This is a genomic window from Actinoplanes sp. GCM10030250 (assembly GCF_042666575.1).
GTDB lineage: Bacteria > Actinomycetota > Actinomycetes > Mycobacteriales > Micromonosporaceae > Actinoplanes.
Window position 1 is genome coordinate 1 of sequence record NZ_JBHTDO010000131.1, and the last position, 566, is coordinate 566.

A 566-nucleotide genomic window follows, 5' to 3' on the forward strand; every position below is an offset into this window, starting at 1 on the left:
CGTACAGCCGTCTGTATGTTTGCCCGTACAGACGGACAACCGTCTACCTGTGTAGACAGGTAGACGGGTAGGTGGGCAACGCTAATGACTCGGATACATCCGAATCAACTTGCTACACTTGATGCAACCTCCATAGTCACCCCCCGAAAGGACTTGAAACCATGACACGTCTGATTGATTCGGTTATGCCGTTCACGATCCGCATCTTTGGAAACGATTTGCTTACATTTCAAGATTACATTCAGATTCTTAAGCGTCGACTCCAACGAATCAGTTTGTCTGAAAGCGAGGCGACAAATGCGGCAATTATCAGAGTTAATATTATTGTAACTCCAGAATTGCGTGAAAAGGAAATGGAGACAATGGATTTGACGCCAGAGCAAAAGAAGCAGTTTGAGAACTGGGCAAATTGGTTTATGGAACGATTTGATAAAGACGTTGAAAAAGTAATTGAACGTCGTGAACTGGTTGACAAAAGGAGAGCTAAAGGCAAAGCGGAATAAAAAGACTCAATTCACGATAAAGGGTGTATTCACAAAATGTGAATACACCCTTTTGTTTCGACT

1 protein-coding gene is annotated in these 566 nt (G+C 42.9%); it reads left to right on the top strand.

The window, feature by feature from the left end; all coding sequences use genetic code 11:
• The first annotated feature begins 161 nt into the window (after window positions 1-161).
• Entirely contained in the window at window positions 162-503 is a 342-nt protein-coding gene (locus ACFQV6_RS44385) for a hypothetical protein (RefSeq protein WP_378033763.1), read from the top strand.
• Window positions 504-566: the final 63 nt, after the last annotated feature.